This window comes from Streptomyces griseus subsp. griseus (assembly GCF_000720255.1).
Taxonomy (GTDB): Bacteria; Actinomycetota; Actinomycetes; order Streptomycetales; family Streptomycetaceae; genus Streptomyces; species Streptomyces griseus_I.
In genome coordinates this window covers 276,582-295,124 of the sequence record NZ_JOJE01000013.1, presented here as the reverse complement: position 1 = coordinate 295,124, position 18,543 = coordinate 276,582, and the positions used below count along the sequence as shown (strand labels likewise).

Here is an 18,543-nt window from a genome sequence, read left to right as displayed (position 1 = left end):
GCCGACGAGCCGACACGCTCACCCCCCGAAGTGCGGCAGAATTTTCGCCATGGGGATAGTCGCCGGGTTGGACAGTTCGCCCGATTTCACTCGTATCGTCGTCTGCGACGCGGACACGGGGGCCGTGCTCAGGCAGGGCTACGCGCCGCATCCGCTGGAGGGTGCCGAGGGTGCGGGCCGTCCCTCCGATGTCGATCCGCAGGCCTGGCTGCTCTCCCTCGGGGAGGCGGCCGGCGGCGGGCTGCTCGAGGGCGTGCAGGCCATCGGCGTGTCCGCGCAGCAGAACGCGGTCGTGCCGCTGGACTCGCAGGGCAACACCGTGCGGCCCGCCCTGGTCGGCGGTGACAGGCGGGCGCAGGTCGCGGCCGCGGACCTGGTCGACGCGCTCGGCGGGCGTGAGGCCTGGGCGCAGGCCGTGGGATGCGTGCCGCAGGCCGCGCAGCCGGTGACGAAGCTGCGGTGGCTGGCGAAGAACGAGCCGGACGCCGCCCTGCGCTCGGCGATCCTCATGCAGGCCCACGACTGGCTGGTGTGGCAGTTGCTCGGCCGGCCGGTGCGCAGGACCACCGATCGCGGTGGTGCCTCCGGGACCGGCTACTGGTCGGCGGCGACCGGCGGCTACCGGCCCGACCTGGTCGAGCTGGCCCTCGGGCACCAGGCCATGCTGCCCGAGGTGATCGGGCCGTCCGAGGCGGCCGGTACGACGCCCGAGGGGCTGCTGATCTCCGCCGGGACCGGCGAGACCATGGCCGCCGCTTTCGGGCTCGGCATCGGGCTGGGTGACGCGGTGGTGTCCCTGGGCGCCTCCGGGTCGGTGATGGCCGTCCACCCCGAGGCCCTCGTCGACAACACCGGCATGATCACCGCTCTGGCCGACGCCACCGGCATGCACCTGCCGGTCGTCACCACGTTGAACGCCGTACGGACCCTGCGCGGCACCGCCGAGCTGCTCGGCGTGTCCGATCTGGAGAGCCTGTCCGACCTGGCGATGAAGTCGACGCCGGGGTCGCACGGGCTGGTGCTGCTGCCCTATCTGGAGGGTGAGCGCACGCCGAACCTGCCGCACACCGCCGGCACCCTGGCGGGGCTGCGGCGGGAGTCGATGCGGCCCGAGCACCTGGCCAGAGCCGCGTTCGAGGGCATGCTGTGCGGGCTCGCGGACGCACTCGACGTGCTGCGCGGCCGGGGCGTGGAGGTGCGGCGGATCTTCCTGCTCGGGGCGGCCGCCGAGCTGCCCGCGGTGCAGGCGGCGGCGCCCATGCTGTTCGGCGCGCAGGTCGTGGTGCCGCAGCCCGCGGACTACGCGGCCATCGGCGCCGCCCGGCAGGCCGCCTGGGCGCTCGGCGTCTCCCAGGGCACCCTCGACCCGCGCAACCCGCCGCCCTGGCAGGGCGCGGCCGCGCAGGTCCTGGAGCCCGGCGAGGAGCTGGCGGTGGGGCAGGCCGTACGGCAGCAGTTCGTGTCGGTACGCGAGCAGACCCACCCGGGGGCGTTCCGGGCGTAACCGTCACCGCTCTCGGCTTAATCGGTTGAGGTAACACGGGTGGAGTGTCCGACGATAGGGGCCAGGGGCAACCAATCGCCCCACCGCCGACTCCGAGAGACGCAGCGTGCTGATACGACTTCTGAGGACCTACCTCAGTCCCTACCGAAAACCCATCGCCCTGCTGGTACTGCTGCAGTTCCTGCAGACCTGCGCCACCCTCTACCTGCCCACGCTGAACGCGGACATCATCGACAGCGGTGTCGTCAACGGTGACACCGGCTACATCCTCAGCTACGGCGGCCTGATGATCGGCATCTCGCTGGCGCAGGTCGTGTGCAACATCGGCGCCGTGTATTACGGCGCGCGGACCGCTTCGGCGCTCGGCCGGGACATCAGGGCGGCCGTCTTCGACCGGGTGCAGTCGTTCTCGGCGCGTGAGGTCGGCCAGTTCGGCGCGCCCTCGCTGATCACCCGGACGACGAACGACGTCCAGCAGGTGCAGATGCTGGCTCTGATGACATTCACTCTGATGGTGTCGGCGCCGATCATGTGCGTGGGCGGCATCGTGCTGGCGCTCGGCCTGGACGTGCCGCTGTCCGGTGTGCTGGTCGCGGTCGTGCCGGTGCTGGGCATCAGCGTGACGCTGATCGTGCGGCGGCTGCGGCCCCTGTTCCGGGCGATGCAGGTGCGCCTCGACACGGTGAACCGGGTGCTGCGCGAGCAGATCACGGGCAACCGCGTCATCCGTGCCTTCGTCCGCGACGAGTACGAGGAGCAGCGCTTCCGCAAGGCCAACGCGGACCTGACCGAGATGGCTCTGGGCAGCGGCAATCTGCTCGCGCTGATGTTCCCGATCGTCATGACCGTGGTGAACCTGTCGTCCATCGCGGTGGTGTGGTTCGGCGCACACCGCATCGACAGCGGCGGGATGCAGATCGGCGATCTGACGGCGTTCCTCGCCTACCTCATGCAGATCGTCATGTCTGTGATGATGGCCACCTTCATGTTCATGATGGTGCCGCGCGCGGAGGTGTGCGCCGAGCGCGTCCACGAGGTCCTGGACACCTCGTCCAGCGTGGTGCCGCCGGTCAGCCCGGTCACGGAGCTGCGCCGGCACGGCCACCTGGAGATCCGGGCCGCCGGCTTCCGCTACCCGGGGGCCGAGGAGCCGGTGCTGAAGGCCATCGACCTGGTGGCGCGGCCCGGCGAGACGACCGCCGTGATCGGCTCGACCGGCAGCGGCAAGTCGACCCTGCTGGGGCTGGTCCCGCGGCTGTTCGACGCGACCGACGGCGAGGTGCTCGTCGACGGCGTCGAGGTCTCCGAGGTCGACCCGAAGCTGCTGGCCAGGACGGTCGGCCTGGTGCCGCAGCGGCCGTACCTGTTCGCGGGGACGGTGGCGACCAACCTGCGCTACGGCAACCCGGACGCCACGGACGAGGAACTGTGGCACGCGCTGAAGGTGGCCCAGGCCAAGGACTTCGTCGAGCGTCTCGAGGGCGGGCTGAACGCGCCGATCGCACAGGGCGGGACGAATGTCTCCGGTGGTCAGCGCCAGCGCCTCGCGATCGCCCGCACCCTCGTGCAGCGGCCCGAGATCTACCTCTTCGACGACTCCTTCTCCGCGCTCGACTACGCCACCGACGCGGCCCTGCGGGCGGCGCTCGGCCGGGAGACCGCCGAGGCGACCGTCGTGATCGTCGCCCAGCGGGTGGCGACCATCCGGGACGCCGACCGGATCGTGGTCCTGGACGAGGGCCGGGTCGTCGGCACCGGCACCCACCGGGAGCTGATGGCGGACAACGAGACATACCGGGAGATCGTGCTCTCCCAGCTGACGGAAGCGGAGGCTGCCTGATGGCGGGGCCGATGGGGCGGATGATGGCCGGGGGCGGCCCCGACAGCCGTTCGCTGGACTTCAAGGTGTCGGGCAGGCGGCTCGTCGCCCGGTTCAAGCCGGAGCGGCTCACCATCTACGCGCTGCTGCTGTGCGTGGTGGTCAGCGTGGGCCTGAACGTCGTAGGGCCGAAGATCCTCGGCAACGCGACCGACCTCGTCTTCTCCGGCATCATCGGGCGGGAGATGCCGGCCGGGGCGACCAAGGAGCAGGTCCTCGACTCCATGCGGGAGCGCGGTGACGGCGGGGTCGCCGACATGCTCCAGGGCACGGACTTCACCCCCGGCAAGGGCATCGACTTCGGTGCCGTCGGGCACGTCCTGCTGATCGCGGTCGGGGTGTTCGCGGTGGCCGGGCTGCTGATGGCGGTGGCGACCCGGCTGGTGAACCGGGCGGTCAACCGCACGATGTACCGGATGCGCGAGGACGTGCAGACGAAGATGTCGCGGCTGCCGCTGTCGTACTTCGACAAGCGGCAGCGCGGTGAGGTGCTCTCGCGCGCGACCAATGACATCGACAACATCGGGCAGACGCTCCAGCAGTCGATGGGCCAGCTGATCAACTCGGTGCTGACCATCATCGGTGTGCTGGCGATGATGTTCTGGGTGTCGTGGATCCTGGCCCTGGTCGCCCTCGTCACCGTGCCGCTGTCGGCGGTCGTCGCCACGCGGGTGGGCAAGCGGTCGCAGCCGCACTTCGTGCAGCAGTGGCGCTCCACCGGCAAGCTGAACGCGCACGTCGAGGAGATGTACACCGGGCACACGCTGGTGAAGGTCTTCGGGCGCCAGGACGAGTCGGCGCAGCAGTTCGCCGAGCAGAACGAGGCGTTGTACGAGGCCGGGTTCAAGGCGCAGTTCAACAGCGGGGTCATGCAGCCGCTGATGATGTTCGTGTCGAACCTCAACTACGTGCTGGTCGCCGTGGTCGGCGGTCTGCGGGTGGCGTCCGGTTCGCTGTCGATCGGTGACGTGCAGGCGTTCATCCAGTACTCGCGGCAGTTCTCGATGCCGCTGACGCAGGTCGCGTCGATGGCGAACCTGGTGCAGTCGGGTGTGGCGTCGGCCGAGCGGATCTTCGAACTCCTCGACGCGGAGGAGCAGGCGGCCGATCCGGTGCCGGGAGTCCGGCCGGAGGAACTGCGCGGGCGGGTCGCGCTGGAGCACGTGTCGTTCCGGTACGACCCCGAGAAGCCGCTCATCGAGGATCTCTCGCTCACTGTGGAGCCGGGGCACACGGTGGCCATCGTGGGACCGACCGGTGCCGGCAAGACGACGCTCGTGAACCTGCTCATGCGGTTCTACGACGTCACCGGCGGGCGGATCACCCTCGACGGCGTCGACATCGCGCGGATGTCGCGGGACGAACTGCGTGCCGGGATCGGCATGGTGCTCCAGGACACCTGGCTGTTCGGGGGCACGATCGCCGAGAACATCGCGTACGGGGCCTCGCGGGACGTCAGTCGCGGGGAAATCGAGGAGGCAGCCCGGGCGGCCCACGCGGACCGGTTCATCCGTACGCTGCCCGACGGGTACGACACGGTGATCGACGACGAGGGCAGCGGGGTCAGCGCGGGTGAGAAGCAGCTGATCACGATCGCTCGGGCGTTCCTGTCCGACCCGGTGATCCTGGTGCTGGACGAGGCGACGTCGTCGGTCGACACCCGCACCGAGGTGTTGATCCAGAAGGCGATGGCGAAGCTCGCGCACGGGCGGACGTCGTTCGTGATCGCGCACCGGCTGTCGACGATCCGGGACGCGGACACGATCCTGGTGATGGAGAACGGGTCGATCGTGGAGCAGGGCGCGCACGCCGAGCTGCTGGCGGCCGACGGGGCGTACGCGCGGCTGTACAAGGCGCAGTTCGCCCAGGCCGTGGCCGAGGTGGACTGAGCGGTTGCCCGGCGTCGGGGTGCCGCTGCCGCGGCGGCACCCCGCGTTCAGTCCAGGTAGCCCCTCAGCTGGTCCGCGAAGGCGTGGTCCCTGAGCTTGTTCAGGGTCTTGGACTCGATCTGGCGGATGCGTTCGCGGGTCACGCCGAAGATGCGCCCGATCTCCTCCAGGGTGCGTGGGCGGCCGTCCGCGAGTCCGTAGCGGAGTTGGACCACCTTGCGTTCGCGTTCGCCGAGGGTGGAGAGCACCGCTTCCAGGTGCTCGCGCAGGAGCAGGAAGGCGGCCGACTCCACCGGGCTCGCCGCGTCGCCGTCCTCGATGAGGTCGCCCAGGGCGACGTCGTCCTCCTCCCCCACCGGCGCGTGCAACGACACCGGTTCCTGGGCCAGCCGCAGCACCTCGCTGACGCGCTCGGGCGGGAGTTCGAGGTGGGCGGCGACCTCTTCCGGCGTCGGCTCGTAGCCCCGCTCCTGCAGCATGCGGCGCTGGACGCGGACGACCCGGTTGATGAGCTCGACGACGTGGACCGGGACGCGGATGGTGCGGGCCTGGTCGGCGAGCGCGCGGGACATGGCCTGGCGGATCCACCAGGTGGCGTACGTGGAGAACTTGTAGCCGCGGGCGTAGTCGAACTTCTCGACGGCCCGGATGAGGCCGAGGTTGCCTTCCTGGACGAGGTCGAGCATGGTCAGGCCGCGGCCGACGTACCGCTTGGCGACCGACACGACGAGGCGCAGGTTCGCCTCGATGAGGCGGCGCTTGGCGACGCGGCCCAGGACGACCAGCCGGTCGAGGTCCAGCGCGAGCCGGGTGTCCAGGTCGGGCGTGCGCAGCAGTTTCTCCTCGGCGAACAGCCCGGCCTCGACACGGCGGGCGAGGTCGACCTCCTCGGCCGCCGTGAGCAGCGGGATGCGGCCGATCTCCCGCAGGTACTGGCGGAACAGGTCGGAGGACGGGGCGCCGTCGGCACGGGCGGGCCGCGCCTCGACGGGCTCGGGGGCCTCTTCGGCCTCGGCGGACGCCTCGGCGGGCACGGCCTCCACGGCCTCCAGCGCCTCCGCCGACGGCTCGGCCGGCTCGGCCGGGACCTCCGCCTCCGTCCCGGGCTCGGGCTCCGGCTCCGTCTCGGGGTGGTGCGAGAGACGGCTCTGTGGGGGCACCGCGGGGAGGACGTCGGTCTCGGCGTCCGGATCCATGCCGTCCGTACTGATGTCGGTCTGTGTGAGCGTCTGGGTCTGCACGGGGGCGACCTCCAGGATGATCGCTGCGAGGGGGTAGCGGCAGCGGCACTTCGGGGGCGGAGTCGGCGGCGAGGACTCAGGCACCGGAACCCAGTGTGGAGTACGACACATCGCCGCCACGAGGGGCGTGCGGTGACTTTTTGCGCCCAGCCCGTGACCACTTGGTGATCCGGGCGGAAACCGAGGTGCCCGTCCCGCCCCTGATCTGGCACGATCCCCGGGTGTCCGGATCTTTGTACGAAACCCATGTGACCGTCCGCTGCGACGGCCCCGACGAGTCCGAGCGGTTGGGCCGTTGGGCTGCCGGGGCCGGTCTCAAGCTGACGCACATCGTGCTGGCCCGGGGGAAGACGCGGGATCAGCCGATGCTCACCCTGCCCGGTTCACCGTCGTACGCCGAGGAGTTCGCGCAGGCCGGTGAGGTGGCGGCGCGGCTGCGGGCGGACGGCTTCGAGCCGCTGCGGGTGAAGATCGAGTCGGCGCCGTGGGCCCCGGAGGTCCCACTCCGGCCGTGCACGGACGAATACGACGAACGGTACTTCGAGCACCACGTGAAGCTGCTGCTCCCCGCCGGCACCGATCTGGCCGGCCTGGCGGCACGGGTCGTACCGCACGGCGCGCATCTGTCGTGGAACGCGCGGCGGGTGCGGGACGGCGGACGGCACGAGCGGTTCGTGACGCAGCGCTGCCGAGGGGTGGACGCCGAGGGCGCGGGCCGGGTGCTGGAGCGGTTGCTGGCGGAGCTGGACGGCTTCGAGGTGCTGGGCGTGGAGCGGGAGTTCGTGCTCCACGACAGTGACGTGTCGGTGGACGACGGATGGCTCGACGAGAAGACGGTGGGGGCGGGAACATGACCGGGCAGTGGCGGGGACACCGCTGGATGGGCACGGAGATTCCCAGGGAGCCACTGGACGACGCCACGCGTGCGGCGGCCGATCTGCCGCGCACGCTGCGTCCGGTGCCGGGCGACGACGTCGTGCAGCGCCCCGTGTTCGACCCGGCCCTGAAGCACCGTCGGAACGCCTACCGGGCCACCGACCCCGCCTTCGCCGATCCCACCCGCGGTGACGCCTGGCGGGCGGCCCGGCGCCGGGCCCTGGACCTGGTGCTGGCAGCGGTCGCGGGATCGGAGTGGGTGGAGTCGCTGGTCCTGCGGGGCAGCGTGCTGATGTCGGCGTGGTTCGGGGAGGCCGCGCGCGAGCCCGGCGACCTGGACTTCGTCGTCGTACCGCAGGACTGGAACATCGACGAGCCGCAGACGGAACGGATGCTGGCGGGGATCGCCGAGGCGGCCCAGGCGCTCGCCGACGCGCGCGGGCAGGGCATCCGGATCTCGGCGGCCGGCGCGGTGGCCGAGGACATCTGGACGTACGAGCGGGTGCCGGGGCGGCGGATGGTCCTGCCGTGGGACGCGCCGGGGCTGCCGGGCGGCCATGTCCAGCTCGACTTCGTCTTCAACGAGCCGCTTCCGGCCGAGCCCGTCCCGGTGGAGGTGGCGGGCGGCGCGGTCGTGCACGGGGCGACACCCGAACTGTCGCTGGCATGGAAGCTGATGTGGCTGATCAACGACATGCACGGACAGGGCAAGGACCTGTACGACGCCGTGTTGCTGGCCGAGCGGCACCCGCTCCCCCACGCGCTGCTGCACGAGGTGTTCCGGATCTCGGGCGAGTGGCCGTACCCGTACCGCCAGAGCGTCCTGCTGGAGGACGTGGTGGAGGGGGTCGGGTTCGTCGAGTGGGATCACTTCGTCACCGAGTACCCGCAGTTCGCGGACGCCGAGCAGGAGTTCGTGGAGCGGCTGGTGCGGGCGGTGACGCCGAGCTTCGCGGGGCGGTCAGAGGGCGGCGGCGCCGTGCTCCCGTAGCGCCTGGTCGTACTGCTGCAGCACCCACAGCTCGTTCTGTACGGCGGCCAGCTGGGCGGGGTCACCGCCGGCTGCCAGGCGGGTGAGCTGGGACTGGATGTCGCGGATGCGGCGCTCGACGGCGCGGCGGCGGACGGTGACCAGCTGTGCGCCGGCGTACACCTCGTCCACCGTCTTGCGCATGATCGCCTCGACCGCCAGCTCCGTCACCATCGCGCGGACGGTGTCGTCGGGGGCGGCCTCGCGGACCCGGACGAGGTAGTCCTGCGGGTCCTGAAGGCCGTACTCGGCGCCGCCGGCGTCCAGGATCGCCTGGCGTACAGCGGCGTACGGGACGGCGGTGAACTCGTCGGCGCCGTACGCGTCGAAGGCCGGGGAGACCAGTTCGGGGCGCTGGAGGGCGAGCTTGAGCAGCTCGCGTTCGGTGGCGTAGACGGGGTTGCGCAGTTGCAGGGCCGGGCCGGAGTTCGCGGGCCGGGGAGCGGCGTCGTAGTGCTGGGCGCCCCGGGCGGACGGCGTGGGGGCCTTGCCGCCGCGCTCGCGGGCCCAACGGGCCAGCTGGGCGACCCGCTTGACGACGAACTGGGTGTCGAGGATGCCGAGCATGCCCGCGAGCTGCACGGCGACCTCGTGCTGGGCGCCGCTGTTCTTGATGCGGGCGACGATGGGTGCGGCCTCGTCGAGGGCGGCGGCGCGTCCGGCCGGGGTGTCGAGGTCGTAGCGGACGACCATCTGGCGCAGCGCGAACTCGAAGAGGGGCGTGCGCGGTTCGACCAGGTCCGCAACCGCCTCGTCGCCCTTCATCAGGCGCAGGTCGCAGGGGTCCATGCCGTCGGGGGCGATGGCGATGTAGGTCTCGGCGGCGAACTTCTGGTCGTCCTCGAAGGCGCGCAGGGCCGCCTTCTGGCCGGCCGCGTCGCCGTCGAAGGTGAAGATGACACGGGCGGAGCCGTTGTCCATGAGGAGACGGCGGAGGATCTTGATGTGTTCGCCGCCGAACGCGGTGCCGCAGGTCGCGATCGCGGTGGTCACACCGGCGAGATGGCAGGCCATGACGTCCGTGTAGCCCTCGACGACGACCGCGCGACTGGACTTCGCGATCTCCTTCTTCGCGAGGTCGATGCCGTACAGGACCTGCGACTTCTTGTAGATCGCCGTGTCGGGCGTGTTGAGGTACTTGGGCCCGTTGTCCGCCTCGTACAGCTTGCGAGCGCCGAAGCCGACCACGTCGCCGGCGATGTCGCGGATGGGCCACATCAGACGGCCCCGGAAGCGGTCGATGGGCCCCCGGCGCCCCTCCTGGGAGAGGCCGGACAGCAGCAGCTCCTTGTCGGTGAACCCCTTGCCGCGCAGATAGCGGGTGAGGTGGTCCCAGCCCTGGGGGCTGTAGCCGACGCCGAAGTGGACGGCGGCGGCCTGGTCGAAGCCGCGTTCGGCGAGGAAGACCCGGCCCGTGTCGGCCTCGGGGCCGGCGGCGAGCTGTTCCGCGTACCACTCGGCGGCGATCTTGTGGGCCTCCACCAGACGGATGCGTTCGCCGCGCTGGTGGGACGGGTTGTACCCGCCCTCCTCGTACCGCAGGGTGATGCCGGCCTGCGCGGCGAGGCGTTCGACCGCCTCCGAGAAGGAGAGGTGGTCGACCTTCATCACGAACGTGATGGTGTCGCCGCCCTCCTGGCAGCCGAAGCAGTGGAAGAGCCCCTTGCTCGGGCTGACCTGGAAGGACGGCGACTTCTCGTCGTGGAACGGGCACAGCCCCTTGAGGTTGCCGCCGCCCGCGTTGCGCAGCTGGAGGTACTCGGACACGACGGCGTCGATCGGAACCGCGTCCCGAACCGCCTTCACATCCTCATCATTGATCCGTCCAGCCACGCGTGAATTCTACGGGGGCCGGCTGACATCCCCGGGCGACCGGTCAGGCGCCGAGGCTCTCCAACGGCACATGAGGATCCGCCAGAGCCTCCGTGTCCACCGCCGCCCCCGACCGGATCAACGCCTGAATCCCCTCTGTGACATCCCACACGTTCACATTCATCCCGGCCAGCACCCGCCCCTCGCTCACCCAGAACGCGATGAACTCCCGCTTCCCCGCGTCCCCCCGGATCACCACCTGGTCGTACGTCCCCGGCGGCGCCCACCCGCTGTACTCCATCCCCAGGTCGTACTGGTCGGTGAAGAAGTAGGGCACCCGGTCGTAGGTGACGTCCTGCCCGAGCATCGCCCGCGCCGCCGCCGGTCCGCCGTTCAGCGCGTTGGCCCAGTGTTCGACCCGCAGCCGGGTGTCGAACAGCCCGTGCGGGAAGGACGCGACGTCCCCGGCCGCGTAGATGTCGGGGTCGGACGTGCGCAGCCGCGCGTCCACCACGACACCGCCGCCGTGCGCCCGGTCGGCGATCTCCAGCCCCGCCGCCTCCGCCAGCGCCGTACGGGGAGCCGCGCCGATCGCCGCCAGGACGTCGTGCGCCGGGTGCTCCTCTCCGTCGTCCGTGCGCGCCGCCAGCACCATGCCGTCCTGGCCGACGATCTCCGTCAGCCGGGCGCCGAAGTGGAAGCGGACACCACGCTCGCGGTGCAACTCGGCGAAGACGTTGCCGAGCTCCGGGCCGAGGACGCCGTACAACGGGGTCGGGTGGTGCTCGACGACGGTGACCTCCGCGCCGTACCCACGGGCCGCCGCCGCGACCTCCAGGCCGATCCAGCCACCGCCGGCGATCACGATGTGGCCGTTGTCACGTCCGAGTGAGGCCAGGACGCCTTTGAGGCGCTCGGCGTGCGCGAGGCGGCGCAGATGGTGGACGCCCGCGAGGTCCGTGCCCGGGACGTCCAGCCGGCGTGGCTCGGCGCCGGTGGCGAGGAGCAGCTTGTCGTAGTGGACGAGGGTGCCGTCGTCGCCGAAGCGGACGGTCTTGGCCGTACGGTCGATGACGTCGACCGTCTGGCCGAGGTGCAGCTCGATGTCGTTGCGCGCGTACCAGGCGGGCTCGTGCACGAAGACGCTGTCGCGGGCCTCCTTGCCGAGCAGATAGCCCTTGGACAGCGGCGGTCGCTCGTAGGGGTGGTCGCGTTCGTCGCAGATCAGTATCACGCGGCCGGTGAAGCCCTCCGCCCGGAGCGTTTCGGCCGCCTTGGCGCCGGCCAGGCCTCCTCCGACGATGACGAATGTCTGATCCGCGTCGACCACTTGATGCCTCCTCTTGAGGGTGTCGCCACATGCGAGCGTCCCGCACGGAGCGTGATGGGGGAAGAGGGAGTGGCCCGATCAGGCCACGGAGGGTCACCTTGGCACCCGTTTTTCGTCACCTCCGCCCCATGAGACTCATGCATTCCCCGTAAGGCGCGCGTGAAGCGAGCGGGCCGAGGCGTCGGTGAGCGACGCGATCTGGTCGACGATCGCGCGCTTGCGGGCACGGTCGTCGGGGGCCGCGTCGAACAGGGCGCGGAACTGGGGGTCCAGCCCCTCGGGGGCGCGGGCGGTGAGCAGCTCGGCGAGCTCGGTGACGACGATCCGCTGGTCGGCGCGGAGCCGGGCCTGCTCGGCGCGCTGCATGACATACAGGTCGGCGACCGCCTTGAGGACCGCGCACTCCAGGCGGGTCTCGTGCGGTACGACGAGTTCGGCGCCGTAGCGGGTGAGGCGGCCGTTGCCGTACGCCGCTCGGGTGGCGCCCTCGGCGGCGAGGCAGAAGCGGCCGATGAGCTGGCTGGTGGCGTCCTTCAGGCGGGCCTGGGCCACGGCCGAACCGTCGTAGCCGTGCGGCCACCACGGTTCCTGCTGGAGCCGGTCCAGGGCGGCGGACAGTTCGGCCGGGTCCGTGTCCTCGGGTACGTACCGGCCGAGGGCCACCGCGAAGACCTGCAGGCGTTCCGGTTCGGCATGCAGGCAACGGGGGTCGATGTGGCCCGCGTGCAGGCCGTCCTCGACGTCGTGCACCGAGTAGGCGACGTCGTCGGACCAGTCCATGACCTGGGCCTCGAAGGTGGTGCGGGTGCCGGGAGCGTCCTTGCGGATCCAGTCGAAGACGGGTCTGTCGTCTTCGTACACACCGAACTTCGGGGACTTGCGGTCGGTGGGATGCGCGCCTCGGGGCCAGGGGTACTTGGTGGCGGCGTCGAGGGTGGCGCGGGTGAGGTTCAGGCCGACGGAACCCTCTTCCGTGAACCGTTTGGGTTCGATGCGGGTGAGGAGCCTGAGGGACTGGGCGTTGCCCTCGAAGCCGCCGCAGTCCTCGGCGAATTCGTTGAGGGCCTGTTCGCCGTTGTGGCCGAACGGGGGGTGGCCGAGGTCGTGGGAGAGGCAGGCGGCTTCGACGAGGTCGGGGTCGCAGCCGAGGGCCGCGCCCAGCTCGCGGCCGACCTGGGCGCATTCCAGGGAGTGCGTGAGGCGGGTGCGGGGAGTGGCGTCCCAGGCCGGGCTGTGTTCGCCCGGTGTGACGACCTGGGTCTTTCCGGCGAGTCTCCTCAGGGCGGAGGAGTGCAGGATGCGGGCCCGGTCGCGTTGGAAGGCGGTGCGGCCGGGGCGTTTGTCGGGTTCTGGGGCCCAACGTTCTGTTGACGGCAGGTCATAGGGCATGTGTCGACAGTAGGCGGCGGTGGTGACAAATGGGTGCCTACTGGGGTGGCGGGTTCTCAGGTGCGGCGCGTGCGGGTGGTGTGGGGCTGGTCGCGCCCACGCTGCGGAGCCGCATGTCGATACAGCCCCGCGCCCCTGAAAAGCGACTGGGCGCCCCACGTTCTCAAGCTGACGCCAGCTCCGGAGTCGTCGTCGCCGGCGTCGCCAGGCTCTGGTCGTAGCGGTGCAGGAGCAGGTGGGCCATCGCCGGGTGCGTGCCCAGGGGGGCCGCGGCTATCCACGGGGACCACTCCGCGCACTCCGTCGCGAAGCGGCCCGGGGCCGTGAAGTAAGAGGCGATGGCCACTCGGTCTCGGCCCCTCGCTGCCAGCGCCTGGATCGCCGTCGGGACGGTGGGGGTGGCTGTCGAGGCATACGCGGGAACCACCGGCACTCCCAACCGCTCCGACAGGAGGTGAGCCGTGCGGGCGGTGTCGACGGCCGAGTCCGGGTCGCGGGAGCCCGCCGCCGCGAGAACCACCGCGCTGGAGCGGCGCTCGGCATCGGCCATACGTGTGCGCCAGCCGGCCTCGACGAGACGGGCGTGGAGGGTCTCCGCGAGGAGGGGGTGCGGGCCGAGGGGCGCCGCGACGCGGGTGCGGACGCGGGCCGCCGCCGCCATCTCGGGGATGTCGCGCTTCACGTGGTAGCCGCGGCTCAACAGCAGGGGGACGAGGACGGCGTCCCGGGTGCCGCGGGCGTCGAGGTCGGCGAGGGTGTCCGTCAGCAGGGGCTCGTTCAGCTCGATGTGGCCGAGGTGAACGGGCAGGCCGGGGCGGAGCGCGCGGACGCGGTCGAGGAGCGTACGGACGGTGCTCAGTGCGCGCGGGTCGCGGCTGCCGTGGGCGACGACGACGAGGGCGGGCGGCTCGGGGCGGCGCCTGCCGTCGAGGGAGACGAGGCTGAGCCGGCCGGCCGGGTGGCTGCCGATCCGGTTCATGGGGTGCGCCGTACTGTCCGTCATGCATCGATGGTGGAGGCAGGACGTTGCCTTCCCGTTGCGTGAGAATGACGGGTGTTTTCCGGGGGTTCACCGTGGGGTGCCATGGGTGTGTGAGGTGCGTTGACCTGCGGCTTCATCGGGACGAGTGAAGCTGGTCACATGGCTCGGGACGAACCGGGGGGCCCGACGGCACGTCCCTGAGGGCGTGAACCGAACGGGGAGGGCCGTCCGATGCGCCAGTTCAGACCGGGCAGACCGCGGCTGCCGCGCACCCGCGCCGGGCAGCGGAGGCTGGTCCAGGTGGTGATGGCGGTGTGCGTGCTCGCGCTGCTGCCGTCGACGTGGATGTACGTCGTGACGGCCGGCCGGCTGCGCACCACGGCCGACGCTCCGCGCACCGACGTGGCCGTCGTCTTCGGCGCGGGTCTGTGGGACGGCGAGCCGTCGCCGTACCTGGCGCACCGGCTGGACGCGGCGGCCACGCTGTACCGGGAGGGGCGGATCAAGGTCGTCCTCGTGACCGGTGACAACAGCCGCGAGGACTACGACGAGCCCGACGCGATGCGTGCCTATCTGACGCGGCACGGGGTTCCCGACGCGCGGATCGTCAGCGACTACGCCGGGTTCGACACCTGGGACTCGTGCGTGCGGGCACGGAAGATCTTCGGCGTGGACCGGGCGGTGCTGATCAGCCAGGGCTTCCACATCCGGCGGGCGGTGGCGCTGTGCCGGGCGGCGGGCGTGGAGTCGTACGGCGTCGGTGTCGACGCCAAGCACGACGTCACGTGGTACTACGGCGGCGCCCGGGAGATCTTCGCGGCCGGCAAGGCGGCCCTGGACGCGCTGTTCGAACCCGACCCGCGCTTCCTCGGCCCGAAGGAGCCGGGAGTGGCGCGGGCCCTCGCCGCCAGGTGAGCCTCTCTCCCCGGCCGGTCACCGTCGCCGTCACCGCCCCCGGAACACCGGCGGGCGCTTCTCCATGAAGGCCGTCATGCCCTCCTTCTGGTCCTCGGTGGCGAACAGGGCGTGGAAGACCCGGCGTTCGTAGAGGATGCCGTCGCGCAGCCCCGTCTCCAGCGCGCGGTCCACGCACTCCCGGGCCGCCGTGACCGCCGCTCGGCCGTAGGAGGCGATCGTCGCCGCCGCCTCCAGCGCCTCGGGCAGGACCCGTTCGTCCGGTACGACCCGGGAGACCAGGCCGCTCGCCTCCGCCTCCCGGGCGTCCATCGTGCGGCCGGTCAGGATCAGGTCCATCGCCTTGGCCTTCCCGACCAGGCGGGTCAGGCGCTGGGTGCCGCCGATGCCGGGGATCACGCCCAGCTTGATCTCCGGCTGGCCGAACACCGCCGACTCACCCGCGATGACGAGGTCGCACATCATGGCCAGCTCGCAACCGCCGCCCAGCGCGTACCCGTTGACGGCGGCGATCTTCGGGGTACGCAGGGCCGTGAAGTCCTGCCAGGCGGCGAAGTAGTCCTCGGCCGCCATCTCCGCGGCCGTCCTCCCGGACATCTCCTTGATGTCGGCGCCCGCCGCGAACACCTTCTCCGAGCCGGTGACGACGAAGCAGCCCACCTCGGGATCGGTGTCCAACGGGCGCAGGGTGTCGAGGAGTTCGTCCAGCAGTTCGCAGCTGAGGGCGTTGAGGACATGCGGGCGGTGCAGCCGTACGGTCACTACGCCGCCGTCGCGCTCGATCTTGAGGTTGTTCATCTTCCGCTCCCCTGCTCGAGGTTGATCGGAGGTTGCCCGGAGTCACGAGTCCCAGATCGCGCCGTACGCCGGTATGCCGCGCCGCTCCAGGCCGTGGACCACCTGCCAGGTCAGTTTCTTGTTGGAGATGCAGATCACGGCCTCCGCCCCGAAGTCCCGGTACACGGCGCAGGCGAGCGCGACCATGTCGGGCTTGCCGTCGCGGGAGGTGTCCCGGATGACCGCGTGCGGCTGGACTGCGAGGATCTCGTCGACGAGGGCGTCCCCGTAGGTGGCGCGCGGGTCGCGGGTCGCCCAGACCAGTCGGGAGGGCACCTCGGCGGCGAGGAGGTGCGGCAGACAGGGGCCTATGCCGCTGCCGGTGGCCACGTAGACCACCTTCCTGAACAGGACCTCGATGTTGGCCACTCCGGCCGTGGTGATGCCCTTCGTCCACACCTTCGCGGGCAGGTCGTCGATGAAGGCCCCGGTCCAGTCTCCGGCCCGGGAGATGGTGAGCCGGAAGCCGGACTCGCCGGGGGCGGGGACGTTGGCGAAGGAGTGCCACTCCGTGAGCGGGCTGCGGCTGATCGCCGTCGAGGAGCCGGCGAACGGAGTCTCGCCGAAGTCGAAGCGGGCCAACGCCACGTGTCGGGAGGGGCGTTCGGTGCGGACGTCGACCTTGCGCAGCCGCAGCCAGGGCAGCGCGACGCTGAACGTGACCAGGGCCAGCACGAGGAGCGGGAGGGGGCCGGGGCCGGAGAGCAGGGTGTGGGTCCAGAAGAGGGCCAGGGCCGTCCAGCCGCCGAAGCGGTGGATCTTCTCGAAGTGGTCGTGGTGGCGCGAGCGGAAGGGCGGCAGGGCCGTGCCCACGATCACCGCGAGGAGGGCGATCAGGGTCCAGCCGACCACCAGGCGAGGTGGGTTCGTGGTGCTCAGCGTCAGCACCAGGAACCAGACGGATCCCGCCAGCGCCCCGCCCATGTGCAGTCCGCCGAAGTGGTAGACCTTGCCGAGCGTCCAGCGCAGCCGCAGCGGCCAGTGCACCGGGGCCGAAGTCGCCAGCCGGAAGAGGAGGTTGACGACGTACTGCTGGCGGATCAGCACGGCGAGGGCGAGGTTGGCGAGGGCGGCGTGACCGAGACCGCGGTCGGTCAGCGGCCAACTCGCCCAAGCCCATGACACGTTGACGGCGATCACCAGCGCCGCCAGGCGGTTGTAGTGCATGAGGCGGGGGTGCTTGAGCAGGCGGCGGGGAGCGGACAGCAGGGGCGGGAGCCCGACGGACGTGCGGTCCAGGGACGTTGTCACCGGGCCACCGCCGGGCGCTCCTGGGCGAGCCTGAGCAGCGCCTGTTTGTCGATCTTCCCTCGGTCGGTCTCCGGTAGCATTGTCAGAGGCATGACATCGTCGGGCACGCAGTAGTAGGGCAGCTCGTCGGCGACCGCCCGGCGGGCCGCGTCCGGGTCGACCTCCGCCGGGGAGACGAAGGAGACCAGACTGCGGGAGTCCCGCTTGAGGGTCACCGCGCGGGTGCAGCCGGGGAGCCGCTCCAGCACCGAGGAGACGGAGTCGAGTTCGACACGGAAGCCGCGCACCTTGACCTGGTCGTCGGTACGGCCGAGGTGTTCGAGGGTGCCTTCGGGGGTCCAGCGGCCCAGGTCGCGGGTGCGGAACATCCGGCGGTCGCCACCGAGGAAGGGGTCCGGGGCGTAACGCTCGGCGTTCAGGGGCTCGTTGTCCAGGTACCCGGCCGAGACGCAGTCGCCGCCCGCCCACATCTCGCCCACCTCACCGATGGGCAGCGGACGGTGGTCGGCGTCGAGGACGTAGACGGTGTTGTTGGGGGTGGGGCGGCCGATCGTGAGGAGCGGGGCGGCGGGGTCGTGGCGGGCCATGGTGTTGACGATGGTCGTCTCGGTCGGGCCGCAGCAGTTGAAGAAGGCCGCTCGGCGGGCCCATGCGTCGGCCAGCGGGCGCGGGCAGGGTTCCCCCGCGACGGCCACCGCGCGCACCCGGGGGCAGCGCGCCGGGTCGATGCCGGACAGCACGGTCGGGGTGGCGATCAGCACGCTCGCGGTGTGCGCGGCGGCCGCGACGTCCTTGCCGCGTACGACGAGCGTGGCGCCGTGCGCGAGCGCGCCGAGGATCTCCCAGGCGGCCATGTCGAAGGCGACGTTGAGGAGTTGGGCGACCCGGTCGCCGGGGCGGATGCCGAGGGCGCCTGGTTCGGTGAGGAGGATGTTGGCGACGTTGCGGTGGGTGACCTTCACCCCGTTGGGGCGGCCGGTGGTGCCGGAGGTGAACAGGACGTAGCAGCCCGCGCCGGCGTCGACAGCGGCGTCGAGGGGCACCCGGGGAGCCGGGGTGGTCGGCAGCGGGTCGTCCAGGGCGATCACGCGAGGGCCCTCCGGCACCCGGGCCGTGTACGCGCGCTGGGTGAGGACGACGGCGGTGGCGGCCGTACGGACGACATGCGCGAGCTGGACCGGCGGCGCGAGGCCGATGTCCTGCGGGACGTAGGCCGCGCCGGCCTTCAGGATGCCGAGCAGACCGGCCAGCATCGGCAGGGAGCGCCGGACGAACAGACCGACATGGTCACCTGGGCGGACGCCCTCGCGCACCAGACGTGCGGCGACGGCGTCGGCGTACCTGTTCAGCTCACCGTAGGTGAGGGACTCGCCCTGGTGCTCGGCGGCGATGGCGTACGGGGTGGCCGTGGCGTGCCGTTCGACGGCGTGATGGATCAGCGGATCCGGGACGGAGACGACGGGACCGTGGCCGTAGCGCCGAAAAAGGCGCTGGTGGTGAGGGGTGAGATGACGCAGAGGCATGTCGGGAGGACCTCCGGGCTGCTTCGAGGGATTCGAACGCCGTGCGGTCGTGCGATGCCGTGCGGTCGTGCGATGCCGTGCGGGG

General features: G+C 71.4%; 14 protein-coding genes. 6 read left to right on the top strand and 8 right to left on the bottom strand.

Annotation, left to right across the window (positions count from 1 at the left end):
* Window positions 1-49 precede the first annotated feature (49 nt).
* From IG99_RS19995 to IG99_RS19985, 3 genes are all read left to right on the top strand, one after another.
* Window positions 50-1,504 carry an FGGY family carbohydrate kinase gene (locus IG99_RS19995; RefSeq protein ID WP_078947795.1) on the top strand — a complete coding sequence of 485 codons (1,455 nt, stop codon included), beginning with the start codon at window positions 50-52 and terminating at the stop codon, window positions 1,502-1,504.
* A gap of 106 nt (window positions 1,505-1,610) precedes the next feature.
* Window positions 1,611-3,344, top strand: a complete 1,734-nt coding sequence (locus IG99_RS19990) for an ABC transporter ATP-binding protein (RefSeq protein WP_037675842.1) — start codon at window positions 1,611-1,613, stop codon at window positions 3,342-3,344.
* Window positions 3,344-5,272, top strand: a complete 1,929-nt coding sequence (locus IG99_RS19985; RefSeq protein WP_037675840.1) for an ABC transporter ATP-binding protein — start codon at window positions 3,344-3,346, stop codon at window positions 5,270-5,272. The genes IG99_RS19990 and IG99_RS19985 overlap by 1 nt, the downstream gene beginning before the upstream one ends.
* Before the next feature lie 47 nt (window positions 5,273-5,319).
* Here the strand turns inward: IG99_RS19985 and IG99_RS19980 are convergent, their stop codons facing one another.
* A complete protein-coding gene (locus IG99_RS19980) occupies window positions 5,320-6,513 on the bottom strand; it encodes an RNA polymerase sigma factor (RefSeq protein ID WP_037675838.1) in 1,194 nt (397 codons plus the stop codon).
* A gap of 221 nt (window positions 6,514-6,734) precedes the next feature.
* On the opposite strand from IG99_RS19980, the gene IG99_RS19975 reads away from it, so the two are divergent.
* Both IG99_RS19975 and IG99_RS19970 read left to right on the top strand, forming a co-directional pair.
* Window positions 6,735-7,367 (top strand): hypothetical protein, encoded by a 633-nt coding sequence (locus IG99_RS19975; protein ID WP_051865647.1) that lies wholly within the window; start codon window positions 6,735-6,737, stop codon window positions 7,365-7,367.
* On the top strand, window positions 7,364-8,380 hold the full coding sequence (locus IG99_RS19970) for a nucleotidyl transferase AbiEii/AbiGii toxin family protein (protein WP_037675836.1): 1,017 nt from the start codon (window positions 7,364-7,366) through the stop codon (window positions 8,378-8,380). Before IG99_RS19975 ends, IG99_RS19970 begins: the two co-directional genes overlap by 4 nt.
* On the opposite strand, the gene dnaG is transcribed toward IG99_RS19970, so the two are convergent.
* The 4 genes from dnaG to IG99_RS19950 all read right to left on the bottom strand — a co-directional run bounded on the left by dnaG (window position 8,351) and on the right by IG99_RS19950 (window position 13,953).
* Window positions 8,351-10,252, bottom strand: coding sequence for a DNA primase (gene dnaG / locus IG99_RS19965; RefSeq protein WP_037675834.1), 1,902 nt, complete (start codon window positions 10,250-10,252; stop codon window positions 8,351-8,353). The two genes, IG99_RS19970 and dnaG, sit on opposite strands and share 30 nt — an antisense overlap.
* 43 nt (window positions 10,253-10,295) lie before the next feature.
* On the bottom strand, window positions 10,296-11,561 hold the full coding sequence (locus IG99_RS19960) for an NAD(P)/FAD-dependent oxidoreductase (RefSeq protein WP_037675832.1): 1,266 nt from the start codon (window positions 11,559-11,561) through the stop codon (window positions 10,296-10,298).
* Between the two features lie 135 nt (window positions 11,562-11,696).
* A complete protein-coding gene (locus IG99_RS19955; protein WP_037675830.1) occupies window positions 11,697-12,950 on the bottom strand; it encodes a deoxyguanosinetriphosphate triphosphohydrolase in 1,254 nt (417 codons plus the stop codon).
* Between the two features lie 163 nt (window positions 12,951-13,113).
* Window positions 13,114-13,953 (bottom strand): sirohydrochlorin chelatase, encoded by an 840-nt coding sequence (locus tag IG99_RS19950; protein ID WP_037675829.1) that lies wholly within the window; start codon window positions 13,951-13,953, stop codon window positions 13,114-13,116.
* 210 nt (window positions 13,954-14,163) lie between these two features.
* Here IG99_RS19950 and IG99_RS19945 point away from each other — a divergent pair, with 210 nt between their 5' ends.
* Complete coding sequence (locus IG99_RS19945; protein WP_037675828.1) at window positions 14,164-14,847, top strand: SanA/YdcF family protein; 684 nt, start codon at window positions 14,164-14,166, stop codon at window positions 14,845-14,847.
* A gap of 30 nt (window positions 14,848-14,877) precedes the next feature.
* Here IG99_RS19945 and IG99_RS19940 read toward each other — a convergent pair whose 3' ends face one another.
* From IG99_RS19940 to IG99_RS19930, 3 genes are read right to left on the bottom strand one after another with little or no spacing between them, the layout of a single operon-like run.
* A complete protein-coding gene (locus tag IG99_RS19940; RefSeq protein WP_037675826.1) occupies window positions 14,878-15,645 on the bottom strand; it encodes an enoyl-CoA hydratase-related protein in 768 nt (255 codons plus the stop codon).
* 42 nt (window positions 15,646-15,687) lie between these two features.
* Window positions 15,688-16,935 (bottom strand): ferredoxin reductase domain-containing protein, encoded by a 1,248-nt coding sequence (locus IG99_RS19935; protein WP_037675825.1) that lies wholly within the window; start codon window positions 16,933-16,935, stop codon window positions 15,688-15,690.
* Entirely contained in the window at window positions 16,932-18,458 is a 1,527-nt protein-coding gene (locus IG99_RS19930) for an amino acid adenylation domain-containing protein (RefSeq protein WP_037675823.1), read from the bottom strand. The genes IG99_RS19935 and IG99_RS19930 overlap by 4 nt, the downstream gene beginning before the upstream one ends.
* Window positions 18,459-18,543: the final 85 nt, after the last annotated feature.

Bases quoted from the DNA above. Each gene is read 5' to 3' on its own strand.
- IG99_RS19940 (WP_037675826.1), bottom strand. From the start codon at position 15,645: ATGAACAACCTCAAGATCGAGCGCGACGGCGGCGTAGTGACCGTACGG.
- IG99_RS19970 (WP_037675836.1), top strand. From the start codon at position 7,364: ATGACCGGGCAGTGGCGGGGACACCGCTGGATGGGCACGGAGATTCCC.
- IG99_RS19930 (WP_037675823.1), bottom strand. From the start codon at position 18,458: ATGCCTCTGCGTCATCTCACCCCTCACCACCAGCGCCTTTTTCGGCGC.
- IG99_RS19955 (WP_037675830.1), bottom strand. From the start codon at position 12,950: ATGCCCTATGACCTGCCGTCAACAGAACGTTGGGCCCCAGAACCCGAC.
- IG99_RS19945 (WP_037675828.1), top strand. From the start codon at position 14,164: ATGCGCCAGTTCAGACCGGGCAGACCGCGGCTGCCGCGCACCCGCGCC.
- IG99_RS19985 (WP_037675840.1), top strand. From the start codon at position 3,344: ATGGCGGGGCCGATGGGGCGGATGATGGCCGGGGGCGGCCCCGACAGC.
- IG99_RS19995 (WP_078947795.1), top strand. From the start codon at position 50: ATGGGGATAGTCGCCGGGTTGGACAGTTCGCCCGATTTCACTCGTATC.
- IG99_RS19950 (WP_037675829.1), bottom strand. From the start codon at position 13,953: ATGACGGACAGTACGGCGCACCCCATGAACCGGATCGGCAGCCACCCG.